Raw genomic sequence first — 26,530 nt, 5'->3', positions numbered from 1 at the left:
GAAACAGCTGGTGATTCAAGGGAAACGCTGTCCTCTAATAGCATTTTCCAAAAACCTTTGGCTCTTCACCAAAAGTTGTACTTGATTTTTTCTGAACATACCCTATTTACGCTTGTGAGGGAAAACCAGCAAATCAGTGATTTTTGCATATCCTTGTGCAGGAAACCGCATTGCTTGTCAAGTACATGTTGCGGTGAAGAGCCAAACCTTTGCACCCCCACAACTTCCTAGTTCTTTCTCACCAGACTTCTAAGCTCTCGCTTCATCGGGGAGAACGCGATGTTTGGCTCTTTCCCCAAGCCACCTAGCCATCGCTTCGATATCATCGGAAAAGACGCGGTCCACCACAATCGACGGAACGAGTCGGCGCGCCTCATGGTAAAACCGCCGCGTTGACGGGGCCATGCGCTCGATGCCGCGTTCCTCCACCGCCTGCAAAGCGCAAATGAGCTCAATCGCCAACACTTTTCGAGCGTTTTGCACGATCATGTACGCATGGCGGGCGGCGGTCGTTCCCATGCTGACATGGTCTTCCTGGTTGGCCGATGACGGAATCGAATCGACGCTGGCCGGATGGGCGAGCGTCTTGTTTTCCGATACGAGCGAAGCGGCGACATATTGCATAATCATCGCTCCCGACTGCAAGCCAGGCTGTGGGCTTAAAAACGGCGGCAAGCCTTCGCTAAGCTGCGGATTGACGAGCCGTTCGATGCGGCGTTCGCTGATGTTGGCCATCTCCGCCACCGCGATTTTCAACAAATCCATGACGATCGCAACGGGCTGGCCGTGAAAGTTGCCGCCAGAGAGCACCGTCCCGTCCGCAAAAATAAGCGGATTGTCCGTAGCAGCGTTCATTTCGATTTCAAGCGTTTCCTTCACATAACGAAGCGCCCTAAGCGACGCTCCGTGCACTTGCGGGAGGCAGCGGATGGAGTACGCATCTTGCACGCGCCGCTCCCCTTGCCTTGTTGTGAGTTGGCTGCCAGCTAAATAGCGGCGCAGCCGTTCCGCCACCTCCGCCTGCTCCTGAAACCCGCGGGCTGCGTGGATGCGGGCGTCAAATGCGTCCACAATGCCATAAAGCGCCTCAATCGTCAGCGCCGCGATCCATTCACTGTCATACGCCAGTTGTTCCGCCTCTAAGTAAGCAAGGGCTCCGACGGCCGTCATCGCCTGCGTGCCGTTAATAAGCGCCAGCCCTTCTTTTTCCTGAAGGGAAAGCGGTGAAATCCCCGCTTGTGAAAGCGCTTGGGCGGCAGGCATCCGCCGCCCTTGGTACATCGCCTCTCCCTCGCCGGCAAACGCCAGCGCCAAATGGGCGAGCGGCGCTAAATCGCCGCTGGCGCCGAGGGAACCTTGCTGGGGCACGATCGGATGGATGCCGGCGTTCAAAAACGCGAGCAGCTGCTCAATGACCGCCGGCCGGACACCGGAATACCCTTTTAACAACGCGTTGGCTCGCAAAAGAAGCATCGCTCGCACCACCTCTTCGGCAAATGGCTCGCCGACCGCGCAGGCGTGCGAGCGAAGAAGATTGATTTGCAGCTGTTCAAGGTCGCTTCCTTCAATACGCACATCGGCGAGTTTGCCAAAACCCGTATTCACGCCATAGATCGTCCGTCCATTGGAGATCGCTTGTTCCACTGCCGCGCGGCTTTTCTCGACAGCCCTCATGCTTTCCTCATCGGCCGCCACCCGCTCCCGCTCATAGACAACACGTCTTACCTCATCGATTGTCAATGTATGTCCGGTCAATACGATCATCATTCCATCCCCTTCCTTTGTTTTCCTAATCGAACGCCTGGGCAAATAAAAAGGAGGCGCCTGCCATATGGCAGCATTCGCCTCCTCATGACTCATCGCTCTAGGCATGGATCGCTCCTATATATGATTGATTCCGAGCCCGGCCGCCTCGTGCTCGAGCCCGCGCACCGGGGCGCCGATCGTCCCGTACAACGCAACGGCGATCCATTCCCCTTCGTTCGGTTGTTCATACGGCATACCGCGCACCACGGCGAAACGAAGGCCAGCGGTTCTCAACAAATCTCCCAGCTCTACCTGCCCTCTCGTCACGCCATGCACTGCCTCTAAAATCGCATGGTATAAGGCGTGCATCTCACGGTACAAGCCACCGTCAACCACTCCATGCCGTTTCGCCGCCGTCTCAATCGCCGCGACGATTTTTTGCGGCTCCATCGCCCCGACCCGCCCTTGACAATAGCGCCAAGCGAGCGCCTCAAGCTGGTTGAGGATCGGGTCTTCCTCTCCCTCGTCAAGCATCGCCAGCAGCAATGCCAGCCGGCCGATGCGCGCTTGTCGTGTTTCCATTGCTTCTACACACCTATTGGTCTTTTTTTCTATTGTATGATGACAATGAAAGCGATGTCAATTATGAATTTCCATTTTTTAGCACATTAAAACATTAACAGGCTGAACGATCGCCTTTATGCTTCTGGATGGAAAATAGTTAGAAACATCTGCCTCGTGGCGAGCTATGGGCGAATCCCTCTTCTCGTCTTAACATGATCAATCCCTGTTTCCATTTTTTGATTATATGATATCATATAAATATCAAATCGACACTATTAGGGGGATAGGTATGAGAGAACAAGAAGCATGGCGTATGGATGGATTTATCGGCATCGGCTGCATTGCGCTCTTGCTGGTTGCCGGCTTTATCAGCTTGATCCAAGCGCAGCTCTTATTGGCCATCGTCTGCTTCGTTCTTGCGGCCTTGCTCGCAACCGGCATCACCATCGTGCAGCCGAACCAAGCCAAAGTCCTCACTTTTTTCGGCCGCTATTTCGGCACGATTCGCGACAGCGGGCTGTTTTTCACCGTGCCGCTCACCGTTCGAAAGAAAGTATCGCTGCGCGTGCGCAACTTCACGAGCAACAAGTTGAAAGTGAACGATGTTCAAGGCAATCCAATTGAAATTGCCGCCGTCGTCGTCTTCCGCGTCATTGATTCAGCCAAGGCGGTGTTTGACGTTGATGATTATGAACAATTCGTCGAGATTCAAAGTGAAGCCGCTATCCGCCATGTGGCGACAAAATATCCGTACGACACGTTTGAAGACGACAACGACATTACGCTGCGCGGCAATGCGGATGTCATTTCCGATGTGCTTGCCGCAGAATTGCAAGAACGGCTGCGCATTGCCGGAGTTGACGTGATGGAAGCGCGCCTCACCCACTTGGCCTACTCGCCGGAAATCGCGGGCGCCATGCTCCAACGCCAGCAAGCCGCCGCCATTTTGGCCGCCCGGAAAAAAATCGTCGAAGGCGCCGTCTCGATGGCGCGCATGGCGATCGAACAGCTTGACAAAGAAAACGTTTTAGAGTTAGATGATGAACGAAAAGCGGCGATGGTGAACAACTTAATGGTGGCGATCGTCTCCGAGCGCGCCGCCCAGCCGGTGATCAATACCGGCAGTCTATACTGATGGTTGTGGAGTGCGATGGCAAAGAAAAAACAATTCCCTTTGCGCATTGATTATGACCTGTACGCCATACTAGAGCAATGGGCGCAAGACGAGTTTCGCAGCGTCAACGCCCAAATCGAGTATTTGCTGCGGGAGGCGGCGAAGCGGGCTGGACGGCTCGGAAAAGGAAAAAACGATCCAAAACAAGGAAGCTAGCCGATGACGGCTGGCTTCTTTCCTTTTTCAGTCATGGTCATTTGTTACAGAAATATAATGATAGCAGAGCTCTTTTTCGAAAGAGGGACGACCTAATGGCCCACCTGCTGTCGCCGCTTACAGCCATTACGAAATTTTATTGATCGTCCCGCCGCGCTTTCAACAACTTAGCAGCCTTTGGCGCCATGAGGAAGGAGGAAGAGCATGGAAAGCTACTATGCTGTGCTCGAAGCGATCGCCGGCGCACCAGGCGATGGCGTGTTAGCCATCATCATCGACGTTGAGGGCTCGGCTTATCAAAAAGAAGGAACATGCATGTGGATTGGCGCAAATGGGGAAACGGTCGGGCTGCTGAGCGGCGGATGCCTCGAAGAAGCGGTGGCGGCCTACGCGCGTGAGGTATTGGCCAACCGCCATTCAGCTGCTATCTCGTTTGATTTGCGGACCGAGGACGATTTGTCGTGGGGGCAGGGTGCTGGTTGCAACGGCCTCATCCGTGTTTGGTTTGAGCCGGTGACGGGGGACACAAAACCGGTCTGGCTGGCGCTCAAACGCTGCCTTGAACACGGCGAGCATGTTCTCATGGCACGCAGCCTCTCAAACCGAAACGAACCGCCGTTTTTCCAAAGCGAAACCGGAGAGCGCTTTGGCAACGGCCCGATGCCGAGGCCAGAATGGACTGAATGGCTTCGCGATGCGCCGCCTTTCAGGGGATGGAATGGATGGTATGAGGCAGATGGGGAGGCGTTTTACGTTCAGCACTTTTGGCCAAAACCGCGCCTCATCGTGTTCGGCGCCGGACCAGACGCGCCGCCGCTCGTCTCAGCAGCCAAAGCCGCCGGGTTTTCCGTCACCGTAAGCGATTGGCGCCCAGCGTTTTGCCACCCATCCCACGTGCCGGACGCCGACGCCTTCGTCATGGGCTTTCCGCATGAAACCGTTCCGCGGCTTCGCCTAAACGAGCGCGACTTTGTTGTCATCATGACCCACCAGTTTGAACGCGACCGCGAACTCGTTTCCTTGTTAGCCGACATGCCACTCGCTTATCTCGGTGTGCTCGGTCCGCGGCGGCGCACGGACCGCCTCTTTCCTTCCGGCTCGACGCCTCCATTTGTCCGTTCGCCGGCAGGGCTTTCCATCGGCGCACGCGGTCCGCACGAAATCGCCATCAGCATCACCGCCGAATTGATCAGCGTCCTTCGCGGGCGATCAACGGAGAGAGTATCATGAATTGCCCAACCATCGCTGGCATTTATTTGGCGGCTGGAGAAAGCCGGCGGATGGGAACGGATAAACGCGCTTTGCCTTGGGGAGAAAGCACGCTGGGCGCCGCTGGCCTTCAGGCTGCGCTTCATTCTTGCCTTGCGCCCGTCATCGTCGTCGTTCCTCCGGACGATGCGCTCGCGTGGCTTCCGGCTGAACTTCAGAATCATGAAAAGTGCCGCTTCACCCGTTGCGCTGACCATTGCCGTGGGCAGGCGCATTCGCTTGCCTGCGGCTTGCGGGAATCGCTCGCTAGCGGGGCGGACGCCGCTGTCGTATTGTTGGCGGACCAACCGTTTGTCACTGCGGACGTAATCAATGCGCTTACCGACCTTTACCGCCGCCACCGTCCTGATTACGTCGCCTTCACCCGCTTCGGCACGCCGATGCCCCCAGTCATTTTTGGGAAACAAATGTTTCCTGCCTTGCTTTCTCTAAGGGGCGATGCGGGCGGGCGCACACTGTTTCACCATCCGCGTTGGCGCGGTCTCTTGTATGAAGGCGATGAGACGATCGGCATCGACATTGACACAAAAGATGGTTATAAGCGTGCCGTCATGGATCGAGGAGAAAAGGAGGGACGCCACCGTGGCCGTCGGTAAAAGCATCATCCGCAAAGAAGCGTGGGATAAAGTGACCGGCCGGGCGAAATATACGAACGATTTCAAAGAACAGGGGATGCTTCATGCTGCTCTGGTGACAAGCCCATACGCCCATGCGCGCATCCTCTCGCTGGATGCACGCCGCGCGCTCGCCGCCCCCGGCGTCCATGCTGTTGTGACCGGTGAAGGGCTTCCGCTCACCGGTGAAGACATGCGCGATCGTCCGCCGATCGCCGTCGACAAAGTGCGCTACTATGGCGAAGTCGTCGCCGTCGTCGTCGCCGATACGCTCGCGCAAGCCGAACAAGCGGCCCGCCTCGTCCGCGTCGTTTACGAACCGCTTCCAGCCGTCGGTTCACCGAGTGAGGCGTTGAAAGAAGGCGCTCCATTATTGCATGAACATCTCGACCATTATGAAAAAAACAAAACGACTCATCCTGAGCCGGGGACAAACGTCGCCCACCGGACGAAAATCCGAAAAGGCAACATTGAACAAGGGTTTGCGGAAAGCGACGTCATCGTCGAAACGAGCGTATCGTTCGCCCCTTCCGATCATATCGCGATGGAAACACGCTGCGCCACGGCGGAAATTTGGCCGGACGGCACGATCCATATTTCCGCCTCCTCACAGTCACCGTTTATGATCAAGAAGTTGCTTCATACGTATTTTGGCGAAGAAACCGGCAAAGTCATCGTTCATACGCCGCTTGTCGGCGGCGCCTACGGAGGAAAAGCGCCCGTTCAGCTTGAGCTGCTCGCCTACCTTGCCTCCAAAGCGGTCGGCGGCCGAAAAGTGAGCGTCTGGAACAGCCGCGAGCATGACATGGTCACTTCGCCCGTCCATATCGGTTTGGAGGCAACCGTCAAAATCGGCGCGACAAAAGATGGCTTGTTCAAGGCCATGGAAATCTTATTTCTATTTGACGGCGGGGCTTATTCCGACAAGGCGATCGATGTCAGCCGCGCCGCAGCCGTCGATTGCACCGGCCCGTACCATGTCGAAAACGTCTTTTGTGATTCATTGTGCGTCTATACGAACCGCCCGTACGCGACGCCGTTTCGCAGTTTTGGCCATTGCGAACAGGCATTTGCCATCGAGCGGGCCATCGATGAGCTGGCGCAGGAACTGCAGCTTGACCCATGGGAAGTGCGGCGCAAAAACGCCATCCGCCCAGGCCACACGACGCCCACGCAAGTGCGGCTCACCAAAAGCAACGTCGGCAACATGCCCTCCTGCCTCGACCGATTGCGCGAGCTGATGCGCTGGGACGAGTGGCAACGCGTCGAAGTGGATGCCTATACGGTAAGAGCGAAAGGAATCGGCGCCGGCTGGAAAACATCGACAATCGACACCGACGCGAGCTCGGGCGTCATCTTAACGTTCAACTCCGACGGCAGTGTCAACGTCATCTCCGGCGTCGTCGAAATTGGAACGGGCACGAAAACGGTGCTCGCACAAATCGTCGCCGAACGGCTGAAGATGGATGTCGATCAAGTTCATGTCAAAATGGACATCGATACACAGACGACGCCCGAACATTGGAAAACGGTCGCCAGCCGCGGGACGTTTATGGCCGGACGCGCGGCGCTTGCCGCTGCCGATGACGCCATCCGTCAGTTAAAAGACATCGCCGCCTGCGTCTTGCGGGCCTCACCGGACGATTTGGAAGTCGGGTTCGGACGCGTCTTTTTGCGCGATGACCCGGCCATCTTTCTTCCGATCAAAGACATCGCCTACGGCTACAAGTTTCCGAACGGCAACGCCATCGGCGGGCAAGTGATCGGGCGCGGCCACTACATTTTGCGCCGCTTGACCCCGCTTGACCCGGAGACCGGCGCCGGCCAACCGGGACCGGAATGGGGCGTATGCGCCGAGGGAGTGGAAATTGAATTCAACCGACGCGACTACACGTATCGCATTGTCAAAGCGTATGCGGTCATTGATGCCGGTAAAGTGCTCAACCCAAAGGCAGCGCTTGGCCAGGCCATGGGGGCGATGAGCATGGGGCTGAGCTTTGCCAGCCGCGAAGGGTTTCTTTTTGACAACGAACAGCGCGTGTTAAACCCGCAGCTGCGCACATACCGGCCGATTCGCTTCGGCGAACATCCGGAATACATCGTTGAGTTTGTCGAAACGCCGCAAATCGATGCCCCATACGGCGCTCGCGGCATCGGCGAACATGGCTTGATCGGCATGCCCGCCGCCTTGGCAAACGCCTTGTCGCTCGCTGCCGGCGTGCCGCTCAATGAACTGCCGCTTGTGCCTGAACTCATTTGGCGGAAACAGAAAGGGGACTCCTATGGTTCCGTTTGACTTTGCCTACTACCGGCCGCAGTCGATCGCCGAAGCGACAGCGCTGTTTGCGGCGCTCGAGCGGGACGGAAAACGACCGCTCTACTACGGCGGCGGCACGGAGATCATCACGTTGTCTCGTTTGAACCTTGTCCGCACCGCCGCCGTCATTGACATAAAAGCGATCCCTGAATGTCGGGCACTTGATGTCGGCCATGATTCTCTCGTGCTTGGAGCGGCGCTCTCCCTCGCCGAGCTCGAAGAAGCAAATCCGTTCCCGTTATTGACAAAAGCGGCGCGAGAAGTCGCCGACCGGACAGCGCGCAACCAAATTACGCTCGGCGGCAACATCTGCGGACAAATTTTTTACCGTGAGACCGCACTGCCGCTATTCGTCGCCGAGGCGGATGTCATCATCGCCGGACCATACGGCATCAGGCAATGCCGCTTCCTTGACATGTTTCATCAACAGCTGCAGCTTGGCCGCGGTGAATTTGTCGTCCAATTTAAGGTCGATCGCGCCGCCGCCACCCTGCCCCATTTCCACCGCAAGCGCCGCAAGCAAGGGGAAGTCGGCTACCCGCTTGTGACGATTGCAGCGCTGAAAAAAGACGGGACGGTTCGCGTTGCTCTAAGCGGCGTCTGTCCGTTCCCGTTCCGCTCCGCTGAAGTCGAGGCGCATGTAAACGACCGGAGCCGCCCAGTTGGTGAACGAATCCAAGCGGCGGTTGACGCCTTCCCTCGCCCGATTTTGCACGATATTGAAGGCTCGGCGGACTACCGGCTGTTCGTGGCCGCCCAGCTGCTTGAAGATATGCTTCGTGAGCTCGGAGATGGGGAAACCGTCTAAACAGGAGGTGGGCATGTGGACATGGAGGAAACGACAAAGCGGGAGCTTGTGCTGCACATTAATGGAGAACGACGATCGATCGTCGCTCGCCAATCCGAAACGCTGCTGTTTGTTTTGCGTGATGGGCTGGGGCTGACCGGGGCCAAGCCAGGCTGTTTGAACGGCGACTGCGGCGCCTGCACCGTCTTAGTCGACGGCACGCCGATCAAATCATGCATGATGCTGGCTATCGAAACGGTCGGCAAAGAGATCACCTCGATCGAAGGGCTTGATGATGCCCCCATTCAGCACGCCTTCGTCCGCCACTTCGCCTTTCAGTGCGGCTATTGCACTCCTGGGTTCATTATGAACGCCCACGCGCTCATCGAGCGGCACCCAAACGCCGATGAGGCGACGATTCAAGAATGGCTGGAGTCGAATATTTGCCGCTGCACAAGCTATCAAGAAATTGAAGTGGCGGTCAAAGAAGTGCTCGAAGCCAAAAAAGCAAAACCAACAGATCCTTGACGAGCAATGGATATCCCGCACCCAATCGGGATATTCTTTTTTGATGCGGACATCTCATCTAAATAGCTATTGACAAAAATATAACGTTAACGTTAATGTTATGTTTGTAAAACAGATCGTTCACTGTGATCACGGGAAAGCGAGGGGGCCCCGAATGGAGCGATTCAAAATCGATGACGTCGCCAAAGCAACCGGCCTAACAAAACGGACGATTCGCTATTATGAGGAGATTGGCTTGATCAAGCCGCCGGCGCGCAGCGAAGGCGGCACACGCCTTTATACAGCTGAGGACATCGAACGGCTGAAAAACATCGTTGCCGCGCGCGAAGTGCTCGGCTTTTCGCTGCAGGAGCTGCAGCATTTTTTGGCGCTGAAAGAAACGATGGAGACGCATCGGGCGGAATATCGACATGAGGCCGCTGGGAGCGAAAAACGGCGTGAACTGGAACAAATCAGCGCTGGATTGCGTCGGCAAATCGCCATGCTGGAAGAGAAAATGAAGAAGATGGCCATGCTGAAGCAAGAGCTGGAACAAATGGCAGAGCGGGTAGACGCCCTCTTGCAAGAAAGGAGAGAAGAATAGTGGAGGAAGGGAGAAAAACAAGGGCGCGGTGGATTACCGTCGCCGCCGCCTTTTTAGCGTTTATGGGCATCGGGATCGTCGACCCGATTTTGCCGGTCATCGCCGAAAGCATCGGCGCCACCCATTGGCAAGTCGAAATGTTGTTTACCGCCTACATTTTGACGATGGCGGTCATGATGATCCCGGTCGGTTTTGTTGTCAGCCGTATCGGCGATAAACAAATGATGGTGATCGGGCTTGGCCTCGTTACGATTTTTTCGTTGTTGTGCGGCTTTGCTTCTACTATTCCGCAGCTGTCGCTCTTTCGCGCCGGCTGGGGATTGGGCAATGCGACGTTTTTCGCCACAGCCATGACGTTGTTGATCGCGTTGACGCCGCAGGCAAGCACCGCGGTCGGCCTGTATGAAGCGGCGATCGGCCTCGGCATGGCCGGCGGTCCGCTCGTCGGCGGACTGCTCGGCCAACATTCATGGCGCTATCCTTTTCTCGGCACGAGCGTCTTGATTTTCATTGCCTTTTTACTCGTCACTTTTTTCGTCTATGATCCGAACAAAGGAAAGCCGAAAAAAGCGGTCGGCCTGCAAGAAATGCGGCGGTTGCTTTCGTTCCCGCCATTTTTAAAAGGGGCGGTCGGCGGCATGCTTTACTATTACGGCTTTTTCGTCGTATTGACGTATTCGCCTTTGATCATTGGACTGTCGGCCATCCAAATCGGCCTCGTTTTCTTCGGCTGGGGACTCTGCCTTGCTTATGGCTCAGCGGTGCTCGCCCATCATCTTGAGAAACAATATGAACCAAGGGGAATTTTGCCATACGGTTTGCTGATGTTCGCAGCCTTATTGCTGCTTCTTGTAGCCGCCAAGCCGACATGGCTTATGGTAACGCTCATCATTTTGTCTGGGCTCGTCTCCGGACTCAACAACGCTTTGTTTACAAGCTATGTGATGGAAACATCGCCATATGAGCGGGGAGTGACGTCCGGCACGTACAACTTCGTCCGCTGGCTCGGAGCGGCCATCGCTCCGGTGCTGTCCGGCATCATCGGCCACACCATTTCCTCAAAAGCACCGTTTATGGTAGCCATGGCGCTGGCGCTCATCGCCTTTCTGTTCCTTTCCTGGCGCAAGCGCAAGACTTCGGCACCCAAAACGGCATAGCCGTAAAAAACAGGCGATCACAATCATTTCGCGTCTAAAATCAGAAAACGCCCGTTCCAGACGGGAACGGGCGTTGTTCACAATTCGCTTCCCGGCCGCAGCCATTTTGCCATCGTGTTCGCGGCGGCGAAGCATTGCCCTTTTTCACGAAACTGCTTCCATCCTCCTGCTTATGGCGCTCGCTGTTCAGCTATGAACCGTCCGCTTCTCGCTGATGAGAACGCCGCGTTTTTTCATCTCGTCCATATATACATCCCCCGGAACGATTTGCTCCGGCGGATAGACGCCGCGCTTTGTGATCACCCCGCGGCCGATGAGCTGAGCGACAGCGGAAATGGTGTAGGCCGTCGTACGCGCCATCGCCGTCACTTTATTTTCGCGGTCATTGAACGTGACGGTTTCGTATTCAAGCACCGTTTCCTTTCCATCTTTCCTACCGCCGACGATGACCCGAAGCAACACCACATCATCTTTTCCTTTCAAATCAAGCAGCGGCTTCAGGACGGAAAGCAGCACATCGCGCGGCTTGACTCTGCATCCATTGATCTCCACTTCCACATCGTGGCGCGTCAAATTCAAATCGACAAGCAGCTTGCATTTTTCCGCATGGCCGCGGTAGCGGATCGTTTTGTACTCGAGCCGCTTCAAGTTTGGAAACGAGCGCGAGAGCGTCGACGTCCCGCCTGAGGTGTGAAACGCTTCAAGCGGCCCGAACCGGTCGAAATAAATCGGCTCGACTTCCGAAAGGGACGGCACTTCCTGCTTTTGGCCGTTGCGGATGATCAAGGCCGGATCGGTGTAATGGTCAAGCAGCCCCTCGAGCGAAAACACATGGTTGTACTCCAGCGGCGGTTCGGGGCGGACGGGGATGCCGCCAACATACAGCAAGATGGATTCCACCTCATCGAGTTGACTCGCCCCATAGCCGGATAAAATGTTGATCATTCCGGGTGCGACGCCAAGGTCGGGGATGATGGTCACCCCAGCGGCTTGGGCTTGTTCATGCAGCTCAAGCACCCGGTCGGTGATATGGCCGATATGGCCGCCTAAATCGACAGAATGGACGCCAGCTGCAATAGCCGTTTTCGCCACCGTTTCGTTAAACTGGTAAAACAAGGCGTTGACAACCACATCGTGCCCTTTCATGAAAGCCGACAGCTGCCGCTTGTCGCTGGCATCCACCCGCACAGCGGCAAGCTTTTTGGAATGAAGCTGCCGCACCGTCTGCTCCGCCTTGGCCAAATCGACATCCGCCAACGTCACCGCCTCAACATCTTGGCTTTGCACTAAATCGCGTGCTGCTTCTTTGCCCATCAGCCCCGCTCCAAGCACGAGCACTTTCATCGTTCTTTCCCCCTCTGTCACCGATTCTTTGCCATACGCTCACATGACAGCCGCTTTTTTCACATCTTTGCCGCGGCCGCTGCTTCGATTCACGATATATGTTCCACGTTGATCTTCGCTTCTCTTTTGCCGACCATGTTGCAAGCGACAGCCCGGTTCAATCATCGGTATCGATTTGCGCCCGTTGCAGCTTGCCGCTGAAATCGACATAAATGCTCCGCCATTCGGTGAATACGTCAAGCGCAGCGACGCCGGAGTCGCGGTGGCCGTTGCCCGTCCCTTTCGTGCCGCCAAACGGCAAATGAATTTCCGCTCCCGTTGTGCCGGCGTTGACATACACGATGCCGGTGTCCAAATCGCGCATCGCTCGGAATACATTGTTGACATCGCGTGTGAAAATGGCGCTTGACAGCCCATAATCGACGCTGTTGTTGACGGCGATCGCTTCTTCCAAACTGCGGACGGAAATGATCGACACGACCGGGCCGAAAATTTCTTCGCGGGCGATGCGCATATTCGGCGTGACATCGGTGAAAATCGTCGGCGCGTAATAAAAGCCGCGCGCATAGTCGCCCTCGCGCAATATATAGCCGCCCACAAGCAGTTTCGCCCCTTCTTCTACGCCAATGCGCACGTAGCGGTCGATTTTTTGCAGCGCCTCTTCATGGATGACGGGTCCGACTTTGACCGTTTCATCCAACCCGTTGCCGATTTTCAATGTTTTCACAGCTTCAAGCAGACGCCGCTCAAGCTCCTGTTTCACCCGCTCATGGACGATGACCCGGCTGCACGCCGTGCACCGCTGGCCTGATGTACCGAACGCACTCCAGATGATGCCGTCAACCGCCAATGTCAAATCCGCATCATCCATCACAATGACGGCGTTTTTTCCTCCCATTTCAAGCGACACCTTTTTCAACAGCCGTCCGCATTTTTCCGCAATCATCCGCCCGACTTCATTCGATCCGGTAAATGAGATGACCTTGACATCAGGATGCTCGACGAGCGCATTGCCGACTGTCGGCCCGTCACCGTGGACCACATGAAACACTCCCGGCGGCAAGCCCGCTTCTTCAAAAATGCGAGCTAATTCCTGCGCCATGATCGGTGTCTCGGGCGCTGGCTTCCATACGACCGCATTGCCGGCAACAATGGCCGGAAACGACTTCCAAGTGGCGATGGCAATGGGAAAATTCCATGGAGTGATGATGCCGACCACTCCAACCGGCGTGCGGACGCTCATGGCAAATTTGTCTTTCAGTTCAGACGGCGTCGTATCGCCGAACAACCGCCGTCCTTCTCCCGCCATGTAAAACGCCATATCAATGCCTTCCTGCACTTCGCCACGCGCTTCCTCAATCACTTTGCCCATTTCCATCGTCAACAGCCGGGCCAGCTGTTCTTTCCGCTCCTTTAGCAGCATCCCAACTTTATACAAGATTTCCGCGCGTTTCGGCGCCGGCACGAGCGCCCACTGTTTCTGCGCTTCTTTGGCTGCTTGAACGGCCTCATCAATATCGTTTGGCCCGGACATCGCCACCTCGGCAATCGTTTCCCCCGTCGCCGGATTGATCACCGGCGCAAATTGCCCGGTGCTTGGCTCCTTCCATTCTCCATTGATATAGTTTTGGATTTTCACTGTATACTCCCCCCATTTTTCTAGATGATTTATTGAGATAATTTATACATTGAACGCCGAGCGATGATCGTCAGGACTTCCTCTTGGCCCGCAAGTCCTGGATCGTTGCGGCCACCGAAATGTGGTCCGGATCGGTCAACACTTCAATCACCGTCGGCTTCTTGGCCTCAAGCGCCAACAGAAGCGCTTCCGTGAACTGTTGTTCCGTCTGTACTTGGAACCCGCGGCCGTTTAGGCATTCTGCCAACCGGGCAAACGACACGCGGCCTAAATCGGTGCCGATGACCCGCCCCGGAAACTGCAATTCTTGATGCATGCGGATGGTGCCGTACATATGATTGTTAAACACAATGCTGATGATCGGAATATCGTATCGAGCGGCCGTTTCCAACTCCTGCACCGTCATCATAAAGCCGCCATCCCCGGATAAAGAAACGACGGTCCGGTCGGGAAAGGCCAGTTTCGCGCCAATGGCAGCCGGCATGCCATATCCCATCGCTCCCGACGTGGGGCCGATGTACGTGTGCCCATCCCCAAACGGGAAAAAAGCATGAAGCCAACCGGCGAAATTCCCGGCATCGTTCGTAATGACCGCATTTTTTGGCAAATGGCGCGCCAAACTCGCCATCACAACTTCATAGAGATTGCGATGTTCCACCGGCAGCCTGGCCGTTTGTTCGTACCGTTTCCTCCGTTCAGCCGCCCATTCTTGCCAAGACGGCCGCACCGCGATATCGAGCAAACGGGACAGCACTTCCTGACAGTCAGCCCAAACCGCGAGATCCGGTGCATACACTTTTCCGAATCCATCGCTGTCGATATCGATGTGAATCAGCGTCTGATTGGGAGAGAGCAAACGGTAATCTTGTGTCGTCACTTCCGATAGCCGCGTTCCCAACGCCATCACCACATCCGCCTGCTCGGCCGTTTCCATGACCGCTTTGGGCGCCCCTAGACCTAGGTGTCCGACATAGCACGGATGGTTGTGGGGAAACACGTCATGCCGCCGGAACGCCGCCATGACCGGAAGTGCATACTTTTCCGCCCATAAGCGCAGCAACTGCTCCGCTCCCGACCATTTGACGCCGCCGCCGGCAATCACGAGCGGCCGTTTGGCGCGCTCGAGCCGCTCCTTTATATTCCGTATATCCTCTTGCCTTGGGGCCGGCTTCGGCACATAGGTCTCGGCCATCACTGCTTCCGTTATCGTTTTGGAAAATACATCTTCTGGCAGTGAAACGACGACGGGGCCGGGCCGCCCTGTTTTCGCGGTGCGAAACGCCCGTTGCACCAGCTCTGGCACCCGCTCGGCTTCGCGAATTTCGACCACCCATTTTGCGATCGGACGAAAAAACGCTTCCATATCGACTTCCTGAAATCCTTCACGCCCTAGGAAGCGGCTGTTCACTTGCCCCAAAAACACGACCATCGGAGTGGAATCTTGCCTCGCGGTATGGACGCCGATCGTTAAGTTCGCCCCGCCAACCGCCCTTGTAGCCAGCACGACGCCGCACTTCCGCGACGCTTTCGCATACCCTTCCGCCATAAAGGAAGCACCCCCTTCATGGCGGGCGGAGATGAACTCGATGGATGGCTCATCATAGATGGCATCAAGCAGGGGCAAATAACTTTCCCCCGGCACACCAAACACATAACGGATTTGTTCCTGTTTGAAACATTCGACGATGGCTTGAGCCACCGTGATGTGACGCATCGTTCTCTTCATCGCGCCGATTCCTCCCAATCCACTTGCTTCCATCGTTCAACGGCTTGCTGCAGACGCTCCATCGGCGCTGACAGCGATACGCGGACATATCCTTCCCCTGCGGATCCAAACGCTGTTCCCGGTGTTACGATGACTCCCGCTTCTTCCAGCAGTTTGGCGGCAAATCGTTCGGACGAGTATCCGTCATAGACCGGGATCCACAAGAAAAAGGTCGCTTTCGGCCGCTGCACGTCGATGCCCAGTTCTCGAAGTCTCTCGACCATCATATTCATGCGTTGTTCATAAATGCGGCTATTTTCTCGAATAAACGTCCGTCCGTTCGTCAAAGCGGCCACCGCCGCCTTCTGGATCGGAATAAACTGGCACGTATCCGTGTTGCTCTTGATCACCGAAAGCGCTCGAATCATGTCCCGGTTTCCGACTACGTATCCGATGCGGCAGCCGGCCATGTTATAGCTTTTGGACAACGATCCAAATTCCACTGCCACTTCCTTTGCCCCGTCCACCTGCAAAATGCTCGGCGCTTGAAAACCGGCAAACGTCACAAACGAGTAGGCCGCATCATGAGCAATGAACATCTGGTGCTGACGGGCAAGTGAAACGGCTTCGGCAAATACATCCAAATCGACAGCGGCGGCCGTCGGATTGCTCGGATAATTGAGAAACATGATTTTCGCTTGGTCATAAACGGACGAGGGAAGCGCATCAAACCGAGGAATATAACCATGTTGCGCATCGAGCGGCAGCGATAGGCTCTGGCCGCGGGCAAAATGGACGGCCGTCCGGTAGACAGGATAGCCCGGATCAGGCACTAAGGCGAGCTCGCCGGGATTGAGAACGGCTTGCAGCAAATGGACGATTCCTTCTTTCGAGCCGATTAACGCCAACACCTCGGTCTCCGGATCGAGCTTGACGCCATATTCCCGTTCATAAAAACGCGCGACCGCTTCCCGATACTCCCTGCAGCCGCCATACGGCGAATACGTATAGTGTTCTGGCGCATCGAGCGCTTCTTTCAACGCTTCGATGACAAAGGAAGGGGGCGGCAAATCGGGGGCGCCGATCCCTAAATCAATGACATCGACCCCGAGCTTTAGCAGTTCTTCTTTTTTCTTCTGAAATCGGGAGAACAAATATGGCGGCATCGTCTGCACAATATCGGAAAATGTGTTCAATCCCATCCCTCCTCATGGCCCTTCGTTTCAGTTTATGCGCACGCCCATCACCCTCATGCCCGTCTCACGTTCAAGAAGCAGCCTATAATACCAATGGCTTTCTCACATCAAGACATCATCAAAATCTTTTTTCTCGAAAAGCGGTCGATGCAGGAGAAGTGGTTATTTTTTCACTAAGCTGCTAGAAAAACGCGATCAACCTTCTGAAACCCGGCCCTTTCGCCATAAAAAGAAGCGGCCGGCATCATCCACGGTTCGATGACGCAACTGGCCGCTGTCTATGGAAGCGAAGCGCCGGCGAAGGCGCCGCGATAGACTGCGCAGTTTTCCCCGCATGATCATTCTATGATTAGAAATTTGCACCTTATGCCATTATCATAATCAATCCGAAACGATTTGTAAATATATTTTTTAAAAATTATATATTTTTAAAATAATAAGGAACCGGACCAATTTGCACAATAAACAAGAGGGGCGGTCAACTACCCCCACTTAGCTAACGCTTGAAGTGGGGGCTTGCAACTCCCCAGAAGTGCGAGCGGACTTCGTCCTCCTTCCTTGACTTGGGGTTGCATCAGGGGGCAGGTTGACAACTACCCAACGACGCAGGTCATGCCTGTGTCGTTCCTTCAACGATGTACTCTATTCCTTTTCGTTGAAGGTTCATAGCACCAATGCGGTCATCGTTTGAGGTATATCCGCATGTTCGACAACAAAAGGTGTGTGTACGTTTCTTTCGATTGGCTTTTTCCGTATGACCACACTTTGGACATGTCAAAGAGGTGTAATGCGGAGCAACCACCATCACTTTTGACCCATGCAAACGTGCCTTATACTCTAACATTTGACGGAACTGATAGAAAGCCCACGATACGGTTTCATATCGGTCATGGATACGTACACGTTCTGTTTTTTCACGAATGCCTGTTAAATCTTCTAATACAAAAAGGGTACGTTCTCCATATTGACGAACGAGTGCCTTCGTGACAGCATGGTTCACATCCGTCATCCAACGGTTTTCTCGTTGTCCGATTGTTTTCAACTTCCGACGCGCAGAAGCCGTCCCTTTTTGCTGGAGGGTTTTTCGCATTCGTTTGTACTTGGCACGCATATGCTTGATTTTTCGTCCGTTAAAAAAGATAGTTTTCCCTTGCGAATCATAAGCTGCTGCAAGAAAGTTAACCCCTACATCGACACCGACCACTTGGCGAATGTTGTGTTCATCTACGGTTGGAATTGTTTTGGTCATGGGGATGTGCAAAAAGAATTTGTTATGCTTGTAGACGAGTTTGGCTGTGCCAAACGTCCATGAGCCATCAAAATATTGTTCCATGCCTTTTGGTTCGAATGGCACTTTGATTCGTCCTTCTAGTGTATTGACAGAAAATAACCCTTGAACAATGGAGTAATCTCGATTCCAAACGAGATCATATTCAGGCTTTTTAAAGCGAACCAATGTCCATTCATGACCATTGCTTTTTAGGGAACGGTATCTAGCGATCACCGTTTTAATCACAGATTGCGCCATTTGCGAACGCAAAGCGTAGTTTGATCGAAGTAGACGATAGGTCATGTCGTGTAACTTGGCTTGTGCAAGCACTTTTGTGTCCAAAATCACAACAGACACAGCGTTGCACGCTTGTCGATAAGCGGAAAGGGTGGCTTTCAATACTTCTGCTTGTTCCGCTGTTGGGTAAATTTTTATTTTGGCTGTTAACGTCATGTCCATTTGTCTCACCTCTCTTTCACTAAAAGTGATACAAAAACACAAAAAAAGCGATTCCTCCCCCACTTACTCCCTTTGGTCGTTGAAGTGGGGGTCTCCTCGCCAAAGACGATGAACGTTCGCCCCCCTCCGCTGCTTCGATCAGCACCGAGCGTTTTCCAGCTCATGCTTTTTCCGTTGATCGAACTTCCATATCCTCTCCACCATGCCGAGCATCGCAGCCCGCTTCTTGTCATTGATACAGCGACGACCCTTGCCGAATAAATTGTTGCGCTTTTTCTTTCATCCCCTCCTCTTTGATTTTCCGTTGCAGTTCATGTGAAATGTTCATGGAACAAAATTTCGGCCCGCACATCGAACAAAAATGAGCCGTTTTCGCCGCCTCAGCCGGCAATGTTTCATCATGGTATTCGCGGGCCCGTTCCGGATCGAGGGATAAATTGAACTGATCGTTCCAACGAAATTCAAAGCGCGCTTTCGAGAGCGCGTCGTCACGCTGCTGAGCGGCTGGATGCCCTTTTGCCAGATCAGCCGCATGGGCGGCGATTTTATAGGCCACGACCCCGGCGCGTACGTCCTCTTTATTCGGCAACCCTAAATGTTCTTTGGGCGTTACGTAACAAAGCATCGCCGTTCCATAAGCACCAATGATGGCGGCGCCAATCGCTGACGTAATATGGTCATACCCGGGCGCGATGTCGGTGACAAGCGGCCCTAACGTATAAAACGGCGCTTCATGACAAATTTCCTGTTCCTGCTCGACATTTTCGCGAATTTTATGCATTGGAATATGTCCGGGCCCTTCGATCATCACCTGCACATCATGCTTCCAGGCGATTTTCGTCAGCTCGCCGAGCGTCTTGAGTTCCGCAAACTGCGCCTCATCGTTCGCATCGGCGATGGAGCCGGGGCGCAAGCCGTCGCCAAGGGAGATCGCGACATCGTATTGTTTCAAAATCTCGCAGATTTCTTCAAAATGCGTATACAAAAAGTTTTCTTCATGGTGGGCCAAACACCATTGGGCGATGATCGAGCCGCCGCGCGAGACAATTCCGGTCGTCCGGTTGGCGGTGAGCGGAATGTAATGAAGCCGCACACCGGCGTGGATCGTCATGTAGTCGACTCCTTGTTCAGCCTGCTCGATGAGCGTCTCGCGGTACACGTCCCATGTCAGCTTCTCCGGCACCCCTCCTACCTTTTCGAGCGCCTGATAAATCGGCACCGTTCCCACGGGGACCGGCGAATTGCGGATGATGTACTCGCGCGTTTCATGAATGTGTTTGCCGGTCGATAAATCCATGACCGTATCGGCGCCCCAACGCACCGCCCAAAGCAATTTTTCCACTTCGTCTTCAATCGATGAAGAAACAGCCGAGTTGCCGATATTGGCATTAATTTTCACATGGAAACGACGGCCGATGATCATCGGTTCGCTCTCCGGATGGTTAATATTGGCTGGAATAATGGCCCGACCAGCGGCGACTTCTTGGCGGACAATTTCCGGATTGATTTGTTCACGAATCGCGACAAACTCCATTTCTGGCGTAATGATCCCCCGTTTGGCGTAATGCATTTGTGTCACTGTTTTTCCGGGCTTTGCCCTCAATGGACGGCGCACAAACGGAAGCGAACGTTGGATCGCAACAGAAGACCGCTCCATTTCCTCCACATCGCCGCGCTCGACAATCCAGCGACGGCGAAGAGGAGGCAAGCCTTTCTCCACGTCCGGTTCAAAATCGGGATCCGTATACGGGCCCGTCGTATCGTAGACACGCACCGGTTTGTTTTCCACCATTCCTTGCGGCGTTTTCGTTGGCGACAAAGCAATTTCTCTCATCGGCACGCGCACATCCGGGCGCGACCCTTCGATGTACACTTTGCGGCTTTCCGGAAACGACATAAACGAGCGGATGTTTTCCATGCGTGGCTTCCCCTTTCAACATAAAATGATGAAAGATCAGATCTGAAGCCACACCGTCTGAAGCGGGGCAAACACGAGAATAGGCGATGGCGGCCGATTCAAAATAAAAACAGGTTCCGACACCGGAACCTGATCGAAGGCAAAAGGCCAAATGAACAAGACACGTCCATCTGTTCCCGCTGCCTGCTTCCCTACGCTGGCATGACCCAGATCAGGTTCAAAGGGTCAAAGAACTTCATCGCGTTCTTTTCTCAGCCCGGCTCTCGGACTCCCCTAGCAGATAAGCGTATCACAATGATGACTGACTTTTTTTATTTTATCAGGCAATTGGCAAAGATGCAAACCATTTTATTCCAAACGTTGACTCCCACACGTCGTTTGAAAGCCCCTCTTTCTCGAAGAAAGCGTCCTTTTCCTCACTCACACAGAAAATTTCTTCAGCATTGCCCGCATCTCGTCCGCCATCTGACCGAGCGATGTCGACGAAGAAGCGATTTCCTCGACAGAAGCCATTTGTTCCTGCGTCGCTGCCGATACGTTGGCCGCACCGGACGCTGACTGTTCGACAATATTGGTCATCTGTTGGAGTGCGTCGTTCACTTGACGAGCATGCTCCGTCATTTGCTCGATGGCGGACGATACTTGTCCAATTTGTTTGCTCACTTGGCCGACCTCCTCGCGAATATGGGCAAATGATTGGCCGCATGCCGCCGCCACGTTCAATCCTTTCGCCACTTCGGAGATCACCTGTTCGGCAGACGCAACCGCCCGCTTCGTTTCTTCTTGAATGTAACCGATCAGCTCGGAAATTTGTTGCGCTGAGCGCGCTGATTGTTCTGCGAGCTTCCGCACTTCATCCGCGACAACCGCAAACCCTTTCCCTTGCTCGCCGGCGCGCGCCGCTTCGATCGCCGCATTGAGCGCCAACAAATTCGTCTGCGACGCAATGCCGGTGATCGCTTCCGTAATCTGTCCAATCTCGTTGGAGCGCTCCCCAAGCCCTTTCACCACCTGGCCGAGCGTTTGCACATGATCGTAAATGAACTGCATTTGCTCGGACATTTGTCCGATTGACTGCTTGCCGTCCTCTGCTTTCGCCGATGTTTTCTCAGCCCGGTGCGCCACTTCTTTCGTATGGAAAGCGACGTCGCTCAATGTTTGGGAAATATCATGCACGGACGCGGCGGTGGTGCGGACAGCATCGGCCTGCTCCTCCCCACTTGCCGCAAGCGTTTCCATCGTTGTCGCAATTTGCTCTGTCGCTTTCGTCGTCTGTTCGGCGACGGCGGCAAGCTGCTGAGAATATTGCGCTACTTCTTCGGCATGATGTTGGATTTGCCCCATCACACTTTGCCAAGCGTTTGCCATATCGTTTAACGACGCCGCAATCGGCCGCAGCTGCTGCACGCGATCAAGCGGTATGCGCACCGTCAAATCTCCGCCTGTCATCTTGCCTAAATGTTCGTTAATAACGGCAATCGGGGCAACAAACCGTCGATAGTTGAGCGTTGCCGAAACGAAGCCGAGCATCGCCCCAAACAGCACCGTAGCAACAAGCGTCCACCAAAATGCCGCCCCGCGAATGCCGTTGACCAGGCATGTGGCCATGCCGATCGCCGCTGTGCCAGGAATGACAACGAACATTGTGCGAATGATATAAGCGCTTAACGACAATCCATTCTCCTCCTTTTTTCTATCGTCAAAAAACTTTATACTACTACTATAGCATTGACATATTCGTCAACGTGCATTGGTTTTCCTTCTTTAGCGCCCAACCGGACATCCTTTATATGACAGGAGTTCATCAAAAGTATCAGAAAACGTTATTATACCAAGGTTTTAGCCCCTCTTCGAATCTTCATTTATTGAGTGAAAAGCAAAAAACGTTATATTTATTCAGTGTTCTCAGCAGTTACACTAAAAGCGGTCGAGCATCTGCTCCGCAATGACATTGAAGTGAAACAAGCAGCGCAGCCGTTTACCATAGGGTGGAACCTCTATATTCTCCCTCCCATCAATCGAACTAGTCAGTTTTTCTTACTCTCCTCCCTATCTCTTAGACGGAAAGACTATTTTTTAATTCCTTATTGAAAATGATAATCATTTATATTATGATATTTAACGAAATTGATAATCGTTATCAAATGGAGGGATCCGATTGAATTCGTCCATCCTCTTTCTCACTGAGGAAGAAGAAACATATCGATATTTGCAAACGGTCGATCCATCGTTGGCTCGTTCGTTTTTGGCCGTCTTGCCGAACAGCCGTCAACGCATAGCCAACCGACTGCTGCAGGCGCTTATTCGCGAACAGCTCATCAGCCCAGATCGCGTTGTTTGGGAACAAACCGGCCACAAATTGGAGCTTTCCATCCTACTCTCTATGAAGAAACAAATCACAGCGGCGGTAATGGAACGGTTTTCCTTAGGGCAGTTTACCGTTGCGCGCCTTTGGCTGCTTGATCAGAAGGAGCGAAAGTCTCTCTCCTCTCCCTTGGAGCTGCTCGAGCTGCTTCAACGCGAAGGGCTCATCAGTTGTGCACCAAATTGGGACGAGTTTTGCGCCGAAATCGCCAACAGCGTGATCAACGACGCGCTTGCCCAAGCCGCGGCCGAGCGGCGCCGCTGTCGATGGCGCGATACATATGGAGCAACGTACTCGTCTTCGCTCGAGTGGGTGCGTGCCCAGCCGCGGCCGTTTAGCCCTCTCACCTTTTACGAACAAACGGTCATTGACGGGCATACACTGCACCCGTGCGCCAAAACGCGGCTCGGCTTCAGCGTCCAAGACATGATCGACTATTCGCCGGAATGGGAAGCGAAAGTCACTCTCCCCTTGCTGGCGGTGCGTCGCAGCCATTGCCGTTTCGTTTCCTTTTCCTACGGACGGATGGCAGATTGGGTTTACGAACAAGATAAAACGTTGCAGTCCGTTGTGCAAAACGCATTGCGGGCATACGGCCTGTCTGAATGCGAATACGACGTCATCCCTGTCCATCCATGGCAATGGAAACACGTCATCCAACAGCGTTTCCAAAACGAACTAGCCGCACAAACAATCGTTCCGATCGATGGCGGCGTACTGCCTGCTTATCCGCTCGTTTCCGTGCGGACGTTCATGATCCCCGGCGCTTCCGGCGATCATTTGAAAACTCCGATCAACGTGCAAATGACGAGCGCCATCCGCACTGTATCTCCGGCGGCAGCGGCCAACGGACCACGCTTATCGCTTTGGCTGAACGATGTGCTCGTCAAGGAGCGGCTTGCTCCCCGCTTTCGGGTCGTCAGCGAAACAGCGGGCATCTCTTTCTCGCCGCAAGGTCGGACAGACAACGAGGATGCCGCTCTTGCCAAACAGCTCTCGGCCATCGTCCGAACCAATCCGGAGCGCGATTTGGCGGAAGGGGATATCATGATGCCAGCCGTGACGCTCCTTGCCCCTTCCTTCCTGAGCGGCAAACCGGTGGCAGCTGAGCTCGTTGAGGAATATGCAGCCAATCAGGGGGCAAGCTCCGTGCGCGAGGCGGCTGTATGGTTTTTCCGGCAGTATGCGGAAATGCTCGTTCCGCCGTTGCTCTTGCTTTTATGCAAGTACGGAATCAGCTTGGAAGCTCACTTGCAAAATAGCCTTCCTGTCTTTCGCTCCGGCGCGCCCCAGTCAATGCACGTTCGCGACTTGGGAGGAATCCGCCTTCATTGCGGCCGCTTCGGTCGCCATCGCTATCCGCTTGACGAGCTCGCGCCTTCAAGCATCGTGACAGCAGATCTTAACGAATTGCGGCATACGTTCACCCATGCCGTCATTCACAACCATCTTGGCGAGCTGATCGCCTGCCTCTCCCGCACGTTCTCTATCGACGAGACACTCCTTTGGCAGGCCACAGCGGATGTAATGGAGAATGCATTTGCCGCGTTGACCCGTGACAGTGAAACAGAAGAACAGGCAAGGCAAGATCGGGACGCGCTCTTTTCCCCGGTGCTGCCGATGAAAGCACTTGTCGCTATGCGCTTAACCGATGATCTTCGCAACCGATTCATTGAAACAGCTAATCCGCTGGCCAAATGGAAAAGGGAGGAATGGGAACGATGAACACGCGTTTATCCCTCCGGACAGCTGATATCATCCTTTATCCATACGAACAAGAATGCGTCGAGTTCATCCAAAAACGATTTCCTGAACGTCTCTCCGCTTATGTCCGCCATGTCATGCGGGCACGGACGACGATCTTGCAACGAACCGTAGCTGCGTTGCTGCGAGAAGACGTATTCGGGTTGTACTCACATTCCTATGACTTACAAGTGATCGGCTCGGTATATATGACGAACTGGCATGGACTGGCGCCAGAATGGGAACCGGTTGTTCGCCGGCTGCCAGATGCCAATTTGCAGGAAGGGATCACGTATAAACTGTTTCCGGTCGCGTCCGGCCAATGTTTTCTTATTCCCATCCGCGGCGAATCAGCCTTCCGCCAATGTGACATCGGCGAGGAGGTCGTTTGGATCGGCGAAGGCATCCAAACGGTGCGGGACGCCCTTACCTTCCTTTCGTTGCTAACGCCGCTCATCAAAGCGGCCGGCGAGGAACAAGCATGGGCGCAGCTGGCGAAAGAATTGGAAAACGGAACCTCCAACTTGGCGTTGGCTTATTGGCATTTTGAAAAGGAATGCCAAACGATGCGGAAGGAAGCGGACAACTTGTTCACCTATATCGAACAACGACAAAGCGATCCATCGTTTTGCCCGGCGCTGTTTTTCGAGCAGCTTTGCATTGAAGGGCATCATCTTCATCCAGGCGCCAAAACGAAACTGCCGATGTCCCCTAAAGACGTATTTGCTTACTCGGCTGAGTTTGGCGGTCAACCGCAGCTGCGAATCGTCGCCGTCCGACGCAATTTGTGCGATTTCCACTTTGACGGATACGAGGATCCGAACACATTCCTGCTCGACCATTTTCCGTCGCTGCGCGGCCCGGTTGCAGAATGCTTCCAGCAAACCAAAAAGAAGCTAGAAGACTATGTGCTCGTGCCTGTCCATCCTTGGCAATACGAACATGTCATTCCTAACGTCTATCGTGCGGAATTGCGCGACGGCCGCCTTTGGCTGATCGAAGGAGCGGTGATCCCAACGCAGGCGACCGCCTCGTTCCGAACCGTTTTGGCGAAAGAAGCGCCGCTGTATATAAAGACTGCCGTCCATAGTCAAATGACCTCGACGGTCAGGTCCATTTCCCCCCAGTCAGCCAACAACGGCGCAACATACAGCCGGCTGCTTCGCGCCATTTTGGAAAGAGAGAGGGACTTGTCCGCTATCTTTCTTCCTGTTTGTGAAATCGGCGGCTGCTCGTTTCGCTCTGAAGATCCAAATAAAGCACGGAACTTATCGGTCATTTATCGGGAAGGGCTGGATCGCTTTGTCGATGAAGGGGAAATCGCCATTGCCGGCACCGCTTTATACGCCTCGTCACCATTCAGCGGCCAGCCGATTATCAACGATATTATTGAAGCATATGCCAAGGGAATCGGCCGTCCATCATCTCAAGAAACGGCGCTTTCCTTTCTTCGCGAATACGTCGGCATCGCCGTCCGTGGCTTTCTAACGTTGCTCGTCAAGTACGGTATTGGCCTGGAAGGACACTTGCAAAATACCGTTCCCGTTTTCCGGCAAGGGAAACCGATGAAATTGCTGTTCCGCGACTGGGGAGGCATCCGTTTGTACCGGCCGCGCCTTGAGCGCCAAGGGTTCAATATCGATGTCCGTCCCGATTCAATCACGATTACGGATGATTTGCGAGAAGCGCAAAACAAAGTGTTTTATACAGTCTTTCAAAATCAGCTTGGCGAAATCATCCGTCATATCAGCCGCCAGTGGGGCATTGCCGAGGAACAATGCTGGATATGCGTCCGCCGCCAATGTGATGAGGTGTTTGCCAAATTGGCCAAAGACCCAAACCTAAAACGAGCAGTAGACGAAGACCGCCAAGCCTTATACCGGCCGCACATCGAGCATAAGGCGCTGGCAAAAATGCGGCTGCAGCCAGAAGCGAAAACGTATTGTTTCGTTTCCGTTCCCAATCCGTTAGCAACGAGTCGATAAGGGGGAGTTGA

At 54.2% G+C, this 26,530-nt stretch carries 20 protein-coding genes and 1 riboswitch; of the genes, 11 read left to right on the top strand and 9 right to left on the bottom strand.

Features of this window, described 5'->3' with window-relative positions:
- Nucleotides 1-249: 249 nt before the first annotated feature.
- Both hutH and hutP read right to left on the bottom strand, forming a co-directional pair.
- Nucleotides 250-1,764: a histidine ammonia-lyase gene (gene hutH, locus GC56T3_RS02445; protein ID WP_013144248.1), complete on the bottom strand. Its 1,515-nt coding sequence runs from the start codon at nt 1,762-1,764 to the stop codon at nt 250-252.
- A 117-nt stretch (nt 1,765-1,881) separates the two neighbouring features.
- Complete coding sequence (gene hutP, locus GC56T3_RS02440; RefSeq protein WP_013144247.1) at nt 1,882-2,328, bottom strand: hut operon transcriptional regulator HutP; 447 nt, start codon at nt 2,326-2,328, stop codon at nt 1,882-1,884.
- A 271-nt stretch (nt 2,329-2,599) separates the two neighbouring features.
- On the opposite strand from hutP, the gene GC56T3_RS02435 reads away from it, so the two are divergent.
- The 9 genes from GC56T3_RS02435 to GC56T3_RS02395 all read left to right on the top strand — a co-directional run bounded on the left by GC56T3_RS02435 (nt 2,600) and on the right by GC56T3_RS02395 (nt 10,895).
- Nucleotides 2,600-3,445 carry an SPFH domain-containing protein gene (locus tag GC56T3_RS02435; protein ID WP_013144246.1) on the top strand — a complete coding sequence of 282 codons (846 nt, stop codon included), beginning with the start codon at nt 2,600-2,602 and terminating at the stop codon, nt 3,443-3,445.
- Nucleotides 3,446-3,460: 15 nt separating this feature from the next.
- Nucleotides 3,461-3,640 carry a hypothetical protein gene (locus GC56T3_RS02430; RefSeq protein ID WP_013144245.1) on the top strand — a complete coding sequence of 60 codons (180 nt, stop codon included), beginning with the start codon at nt 3,461-3,463 and terminating at the stop codon, nt 3,638-3,640.
- A 204-nt stretch (nt 3,641-3,844) separates the two neighbouring features.
- Nucleotides 3,845-4,870 carry an XdhC family protein gene (locus GC56T3_RS02425; RefSeq protein ID WP_013144244.1) on the top strand — a complete coding sequence of 342 codons (1,026 nt, stop codon included), beginning with the start codon at nt 3,845-3,847 and terminating at the stop codon, nt 4,868-4,870.
- Nucleotides 4,867-5,505 carry a xanthine dehydrogenase accessory protein PucB gene (pucB, locus tag GC56T3_RS02420; protein WP_013144243.1) on the top strand — a complete coding sequence of 213 codons (639 nt, stop codon included), beginning with the start codon at nt 4,867-4,869 and terminating at the stop codon, nt 5,503-5,505. Before GC56T3_RS02425 ends, pucB begins: the two co-directional genes overlap by 4 nt.
- Complete coding sequence (locus tag GC56T3_RS02415; RefSeq protein WP_013144242.1) at nt 5,492-7,819, top strand: xanthine dehydrogenase family protein molybdopterin-binding subunit; 2,328 nt, start codon at nt 5,492-5,494, stop codon at nt 7,817-7,819. The genes pucB and GC56T3_RS02415 overlap by 14 nt, the downstream gene beginning before the upstream one ends.
- Nucleotides 7,806-8,648 carry a xanthine dehydrogenase family protein subunit M gene (locus tag GC56T3_RS02410; RefSeq protein ID WP_013144241.1) on the top strand — a complete coding sequence of 281 codons (843 nt, stop codon included), beginning with the start codon at nt 7,806-7,808 and terminating at the stop codon, nt 8,646-8,648. Before GC56T3_RS02415 ends, GC56T3_RS02410 begins: the two co-directional genes overlap by 14 nt.
- Nucleotides 8,649-8,669: 21 nt before the next feature.
- Nucleotides 8,670-9,155, top strand: coding sequence for a (2Fe-2S)-binding protein (locus GC56T3_RS02405; RefSeq protein WP_013144240.1), 486 nt, complete (start codon nt 8,670-8,672; stop codon nt 9,153-9,155).
- Between the two features lie 154 nt (nt 9,156-9,309).
- Nucleotides 9,310-9,738, top strand: a complete 429-nt coding sequence (locus GC56T3_RS02400; protein ID WP_013144239.1) for a MerR family transcriptional regulator — start codon at nt 9,310-9,312, stop codon at nt 9,736-9,738.
- Complete coding sequence (locus GC56T3_RS02395) at nt 9,738-10,895, top strand: MFS transporter (RefSeq protein ID WP_013144238.1); 1,158 nt, start codon at nt 9,738-9,740, stop codon at nt 10,893-10,895. Before GC56T3_RS02400 ends, GC56T3_RS02395 begins: the two co-directional genes overlap by 1 nt.
- 186 nt (nt 10,896-11,081) lie before the next feature.
- Here the strand turns inward: GC56T3_RS02395 and GC56T3_RS02390 are convergent, their stop codons facing one another.
- From GC56T3_RS02390 to GC56T3_RS02360, 7 genes are all read right to left on the bottom strand, one after another.
- Nucleotides 11,082-12,239: a saccharopine dehydrogenase C-terminal domain-containing protein gene (locus tag GC56T3_RS02390; protein WP_013144237.1), complete on the bottom strand. Its 1,158-nt coding sequence runs from the start codon at nt 12,237-12,239 to the stop codon at nt 11,082-11,084.
- Between the two features lie 157 nt (nt 12,240-12,396).
- Entirely contained in the window at nt 12,397-13,878 is a 1,482-nt protein-coding gene (locus GC56T3_RS02385; protein WP_013144236.1) for an aldehyde dehydrogenase family protein, read from the bottom strand.
- A 70-nt stretch (nt 13,879-13,948) separates the two neighbouring features.
- Entirely contained in the window at nt 13,949-15,604 is a 1,656-nt protein-coding gene (locus tag GC56T3_RS02380) for a thiamine pyrophosphate-binding protein (RefSeq protein WP_013144235.1), read from the bottom strand.
- The gene (locus GC56T3_RS02375) at nt 15,601-16,779 is read right to left on the bottom strand and encodes an aminotransferase class I/II-fold pyridoxal phosphate-dependent enzyme (RefSeq protein WP_013144234.1); all 1,179 of its coding nucleotides are present in this window, start codon (nt 16,777-16,779) and stop codon (nt 15,601-15,603) included. The genes GC56T3_RS02380 and GC56T3_RS02375 overlap by 4 nt, the downstream gene beginning before the upstream one ends.
- A 610-nt stretch (nt 16,780-17,389) precedes the next feature.
- A complete protein-coding gene (locus tag GC56T3_RS02370) occupies nt 17,390-18,508 on the bottom strand; it encodes an RNA-guided endonuclease TnpB family protein (RefSeq protein WP_013144233.1) in 1,119 nt (372 codons plus the stop codon).
- A gap of 229 nt (nt 18,509-18,737) precedes the next feature.
- Nucleotides 18,738-20,426: a phosphomethylpyrimidine synthase ThiC gene (gene thiC, locus GC56T3_RS02365; protein WP_013144232.1), complete on the bottom strand. Its 1,689-nt coding sequence runs from the start codon at nt 20,424-20,426 to the stop codon at nt 18,738-18,740.
- Between the two features lie 171 nt (nt 20,427-20,597).
- Nucleotides 20,598-20,711: riboswitch (TPP riboswitch) on the bottom strand.
- Between the two features lie 135 nt (nt 20,712-20,846).
- Nucleotides 20,847-22,100 carry a methyl-accepting chemotaxis protein gene (locus tag GC56T3_RS02360; protein WP_013144231.1) on the bottom strand — a complete coding sequence of 418 codons (1,254 nt, stop codon included), beginning with the start codon at nt 22,098-22,100 and terminating at the stop codon, nt 20,847-20,849.
- Nucleotides 22,101-22,584: 484 nt separating this feature from the next.
- Here GC56T3_RS02360 and GC56T3_RS02355 point away from each other — a divergent pair, with 484 nt between their 5' ends.
- Both GC56T3_RS02355 and GC56T3_RS02350 read left to right on the top strand, forming a co-directional pair.
- Nucleotides 22,585-24,516, top strand: a complete 1,932-nt coding sequence (locus GC56T3_RS02355) for an IucA/IucC family siderophore biosynthesis protein (RefSeq protein ID WP_013144230.1) — start codon at nt 22,585-22,587, stop codon at nt 24,514-24,516.
- Entirely contained in the window at nt 24,513-26,519 is a 2,007-nt protein-coding gene (locus tag GC56T3_RS02350) for an IucA/IucC family siderophore biosynthesis protein (RefSeq protein WP_013144229.1), read from the top strand. Before GC56T3_RS02355 ends, GC56T3_RS02350 begins: the two co-directional genes overlap by 4 nt.
- Nucleotides 26,520-26,530 lie beyond the last annotated feature (11 nt).

Origin of the sequence: Geobacillus sp. C56-T3 (assembly GCF_000092445.1) — a bacterium.
Taxonomy (GTDB): domain Bacteria; phylum Bacillota; class Bacilli; order Bacillales; family Anoxybacillaceae; genus Geobacillus; species Geobacillus thermoleovorans.
Note: the sequence above shows the minus strand (reverse complement) of the source record. Positions and strands in the feature narration are given on the sequence as shown.

Coding starts and splice junctions, on each gene's coding strand:
- hutH (WP_013144248.1), bottom strand. CDS start 1,764: ATGATCGTATTGACCGGACATACATTGACAATCGATGAGGTAAGACGT.
- hutP (WP_013144247.1), bottom strand. CDS start 2,328: ATGGAAACACGACAAGCGCGCATCGGCCGGCTGGCATTGCTGCTGGCG.
- GC56T3_RS02435 (WP_013144246.1), top strand. CDS start 2,600: ATGAGAGAACAAGAAGCATGGCGTATGGATGGATTTATCGGCATCGGC.
- GC56T3_RS02430 (WP_013144245.1), top strand. CDS start 3,461: ATGGCAAAGAAAAAACAATTCCCTTTGCGCATTGATTATGACCTGTAC.
- GC56T3_RS02425 (WP_013144244.1), top strand. CDS start 3,845: ATGGAAAGCTACTATGCTGTGCTCGAAGCGATCGCCGGCGCACCAGGC.
- pucB (WP_013144243.1), top strand. CDS start 4,867: ATGAATTGCCCAACCATCGCTGGCATTTATTTGGCGGCTGGAGAAAGC.
- GC56T3_RS02410 (WP_013144241.1), top strand. CDS start 7,806: ATGGTTCCGTTTGACTTTGCCTACTACCGGCCGCAGTCGATCGCCGAA.
- GC56T3_RS02405 (WP_013144240.1), top strand. CDS start 8,670: ATGGAGGAAACGACAAAGCGGGAGCTTGTGCTGCACATTAATGGAGAA.
- GC56T3_RS02400 (WP_013144239.1), top strand. CDS start 9,310: ATGGAGCGATTCAAAATCGATGACGTCGCCAAAGCAACCGGCCTAACA.
- GC56T3_RS02390 (WP_013144237.1), bottom strand. CDS start 12,239: ATGAAAGTGCTCGTGCTTGGAGCGGGGCTGATGGGCAAAGAAGCAGCA.
- GC56T3_RS02380 (WP_013144235.1), bottom strand. CDS start 15,604: ATGAAGAGAACGATGCGTCACATCACGGTGGCTCAAGCCATCGTCGAA.
- GC56T3_RS02370 (WP_013144233.1), bottom strand. CDS start 18,508: ATGGACATGACGTTAACAGCCAAAATAAAAATTTACCCAACAGCGGAA.
- thiC (WP_013144232.1), bottom strand. CDS start 20,426: ATGGAAAACATCCGCTCGTTTATGTCGTTTCCGGAAAGCCGCAAAGTG.
- GC56T3_RS02350 (WP_013144229.1), top strand. CDS start 24,513: ATGAACACGCGTTTATCCCTCCGGACAGCTGATATCATCCTTTATCCA.